Below are 3,196 nucleotides of genomic sequence, written 5' to 3'. Positions count from 1 at the left end.
CGCGCTTGGAACAGGCTCGTCGATCAGCCGTGGAAGATCATGTCCATCGGAACGCGCGATTGGGCGCATCGGTCATGATCCGTGCACGTTGGTATCAGGCCTCAGACGAGGCAACTCGTGATGGAGCAATTGCAATCGATCTAATTGACGGCGACCGGCTCTGCGACCTCCTGAAACAATTCGAATTGGGTGTTACGACTACGCTCGTCGAAACTGTTTCCGTCAAAAATGACTGGTTTAAGATGATTTAGGTGATCACCAGCATCTATAGACACAGCTAGACGTTAGTTACTACTGGTAACCCGTAGGAACTCATGCTATCTTTTCACTGGGATGATGAAAAAGCGGCGAGCAATCTTAGCAAGCATAGCATCAGCTTTGCCGATGCCTGTGACGTGTTCAACGATCCATTCTCTGTTGATAGCGAAGAGCGATCTATGAACTACGGAGAGGTACGCCGGCGCATTGTCGGTCTTGGCCGGGGTCGCTTCTTGACCGTCATCTACACGGAACGTGATGATGTCATTCGTCTCATCTCGGCACGTAAGTCAACCAAATCCGAACGGCGGGAATACGAGGATGCAAGTTGGTAAGGTGCAAACATCAGACTGGTCGCGCGTCGATGCCATGACGGATGAAGAAGCCGAAGCCAACGCATTGGCTGATCCCGACAATCCACCGCTCAGCCAAGAACAGCTTCGCGCGGCGCTCCGCATGCCACGGGTCAAGGTTATTCGACGGGCGCTCGGCCTGACCCAGGAAGAATTTGCCCGCCGCTACTGCATCCCGCTCGGCACGCTGCGGGATTGGGAACAGGGTCGCTCGGAGCCCGATCAGCCGGCCAAGGCCTATCTGAAAGTGATCTCCACGGAACCGGAGCGAACAGCGGCGGCGCTGGCGTAACCAGAAGCATCATCCATATTCCCCAGCGGTTCAGGCCGACACCGCAACCGCCATGCCCGCCCCAGCACCCCACCACCCAATAAAAAAACCCGGCGACCGCCATGGTGACGATCGCCGAGTTTGTCGTCTCATGTCTCAGTTTACGCCGTGCGCCGGAACATCCTGGCGATCGCGATGAGGATACAGGCGCCGATGAAGCCGGCGATGAGGTAGCCGATCCAGCCGCCCAGCACGATGCCGAACACCGAGAGAAGAGCGTTGGCGACGATGGCGCCGACGATGCCGAGGATGATGTTCATGATCACCCCCATATTGCTCTTCATGAACATCTCGGCGAGCCAGCCGGCAATGCCGCCGATGATGATGGCTGCAATCCAGCCGATACCTGCGTCTTCCATGGTCGTCTCCATCATTTGATTTCATTTTCGTGGTCGTCTTGGTCTGCCAGTGGCGAACCGGTCCGATGGCGCTGAACCGCGCCTAATCGTTCAACGACCGACACGTGTTGGTCGCCGCCATGCTGTCAGCCAGCGGATGGGAGCACATCGTCTGCGCTCAGGCCCAGCGCGGCGGCAACGCGTGTGATGCGGCCAGCATCGTCATCAGCGCCGGATTCCACGGCCTGCACTTCGTCAGCGGTCAGTCCGCAGGTAAGGGCAACGTCGTCGATCGAGTAGCCCCTGGTGACACGGGCGCTGCGCAGCAATTCTGCCGCAGCAGGGCGGCCCGCCGTTCCGTTCATCTTGGTCATCATATTCATGGTGAGCCCCCTTCTTGCCGCATTTCAACGCGCGAAAAAGCAAAGGGTTCCACAAACCGGCCTCATACCTGGCTTGGCCACCCCATTTGGTGTCGCCATCGCATGTTTGACCAGGAGCGCGGCCGCTGAGGCTCAAGACCATCAGGACGTGAGGTTGCCTTTCCCGTTAAGCCAAGGCCGGACAACGCCAGCGCGGTGCAAATCTCTTGCCTTGCCCTGACCGCCGGCCTACCCTCACCTCCATTACGGAGGAGCGCCATGGAAACCACTGAACTCTACCGCGGTCGTCTGATCGACCATATCGGCCTTGTCGTGAAGGACTTTCCGGCCAGTCGCCGGTTTTACGGCGCCGTCTTCGATGTGCTCGGCATTCCCTTCGGTGGCGAGGCGGAGGATTATTTCTGGGCCGACGAGCTCTTCGTCTCCAGCCTCGAGAGCGGCACGGCGCTCGGCAAACTCACCGGCCGCCACCATCTCGCCTTCCAGGCCCGCGACCGGGAGATGGTCGATGCATTCTATGCCGCGGCGCTGGCCAGTGGCGGCATCGACAATGGCAAGCCCGGCGAGCGGGACTATCACCCCGGCTACTACGCCGCCTTCGTGCTCGATCCCGATGGCAACAACATCGAAGCCGTCTATCACGGCCCGGCGAGCAAAAACGTGGACGCGGTGAAGATCACGTTTTGAGGGATGCAGAGGGAGATAAAATGCCCCCTCACCAACAAAATCTGAGGTTTGGCTGCGCCAATTCCTCGATTTTGTAGCCTCTCCCACAAGGGGCTTCGGAGCGGTGGCCGAAGGTCAGAAATCGATCCAGTGAATCGATTTCAGCGAACGGAGGCCTGAGCGCGTCGTCGCGCGAAGGCAATCGAGGGCTTAACTGGACCTCAGAATTTGTTGGCCATGGCGGCGGCACTCGCGACGGGTCACCTCCCCCTCGGTGGGAGAGGTTACAAAATCACGATCTTGGCCCGCAGGGCCTAAGTCGTAGATTTTGTTGGTGAGGGGGTTGGCGTGCGGGTAAAACATCATCCCCTCACCCGAAAAATCTAGTACTTAGCTTGCGCTAAGGCACTGATTTTGCTTCTTCCGCAACATCCTCGCAACAAAAATCCCCATCCCCATCATCCCCACCCCCAGAACCCCGTGCCACACTTCTCCCGTCCCGCTCTCGGATACACCGCAAGGCGTTGCGGCGAGGTGGGGCCGGCACGGGTCGTGGGGGCAAGACGCAAGACCGCACGGGCTGGGTTCGCGGAACATGGTCTCCCTCAGGCGACAGCGGGGGAGATGGAGGGGTATCGGACCGGCCCGCCATCTCCAGCTCGCAAGAGCGCGCCTGATGTGCCTGTGCGGCATGGGAGGATGCGAAGCGCCGCGCGCGACCGAGGGGTCTAATGTCCCAAAGGTGTCAATCGGCACGCAAACTTGACCCCCTATCGGCGTGCAAACTTGGCTCTGACGCAATCTCGATGACATCAGGGCGCTCCCACAATACGTGCTTCGAGCAGATCCAGCTGTCCGCGGCCGTAC

At 59.4% G+C, this 3,196-nt stretch carries 5 protein-coding genes and 1 pseudogene; 4 read left to right on the top strand and 2 right to left on the bottom strand.

Annotation, left to right across the window (positions count from 1 at the left end):
* From B9A97_RS30310 to B9A97_RS29115, 3 genes and pseudogenes are all read left to right on the top strand, one after another.
* Nucleotides 1-251, top strand: a pseudogene (locus B9A97_RS30310) (hypothetical protein); the annotation flags it as partial.
* Between the two features lie 63 nt (nt 252-314).
* Complete coding sequence (locus B9A97_RS29120; protein ID WP_084369320.1) at nt 315-593, top strand: BrnT family toxin; 279 nt, start codon at nt 315-317, stop codon at nt 591-593.
* Nucleotides 594-627: 34 nt separating this feature from the next.
* A complete protein-coding gene (locus B9A97_RS29115; RefSeq protein ID WP_084369322.1) occupies nt 628-903 on the top strand; it encodes a helix-turn-helix domain-containing protein in 276 nt (91 codons plus the stop codon).
* Nucleotides 904-1,043: 140 nt separating this feature from the next.
* On the opposite strand, the gene B9A97_RS29110 is transcribed toward B9A97_RS29115, so the two are convergent.
* Nucleotides 1,044-1,301 carry a GlsB/YeaQ/YmgE family stress response membrane protein gene (locus tag B9A97_RS29110; protein WP_084369321.1) on the bottom strand — a complete coding sequence of 86 codons (258 nt, stop codon included), beginning with the start codon at nt 1,299-1,301 and terminating at the stop codon, nt 1,044-1,046.
* Nucleotides 1,302-1,426: 125 nt separating this feature from the next.
* Nucleotides 1,427-1,663: a helix-turn-helix domain-containing protein gene (locus B9A97_RS29105; RefSeq protein WP_084369319.1), complete on the bottom strand. Its 237-nt coding sequence runs from the start codon at nt 1,661-1,663 to the stop codon at nt 1,427-1,429.
* 258 nt (nt 1,664-1,921) lie between these two features.
* Here B9A97_RS29105 and B9A97_RS29100 point away from each other — a divergent pair, with 258 nt between their 5' ends.
* On the top strand, nt 1,922-2,350 hold the full coding sequence (locus B9A97_RS29100) for a VOC family protein (protein WP_084369318.1): 429 nt from the start codon (nt 1,922-1,924) through the stop codon (nt 2,348-2,350).
* Nucleotides 2,351-3,196: the final 846 nt, after the last annotated feature.

The organism is Rhizobium sp. RU36D (assembly GCF_900176345.1).
Lineage (GTDB): Bacteria > Pseudomonadota > Alphaproteobacteria > Rhizobiales > Rhizobiaceae > Allorhizobium.
Note: the sequence above shows the minus strand (reverse complement) of the source record. Positions and strands in the feature narration are given on the sequence as shown.